We start from the raw sequence: 235 nt of genomic DNA on the forward strand, positions 1-235 counted from the left end.
CTAAAACATTCGGTTTTAGCGCAACCACAAGGAGGGATGGAGATGTTATCATTACATTTCAACAAACAAGTCTTCATTAACACTCTGAACAGCAAAGATTCAGTTGTTTATGGAGTAACACCGCTTGCTCTTATGCTGACTTTACTGTTTCAAGGTATGATTAAAGGAAATCTGAAACCCGAATACTTTATGTATGCGATGGTTGTTTCTTTCATATTTTGTGTGTGGGCCTTTG

1 protein-coding gene is annotated in these 235 nt (G+C 37.4%); it reads left to right on the forward strand.

Annotated features, from left to right (window positions below):
- Positions 1 to 42: 42 nt before the first annotated feature.
- A partial coding sequence (locus tag AC3II9_RS22555) for a hypothetical protein (protein ID WP_489159010.1) occupies positions 43 to 235 on the forward strand: 193 nt, incomplete at its 3' end.

The sequence above is a fragment of the Lysinibacillus sp. RU7 genome (assembly GCF_057837305.1).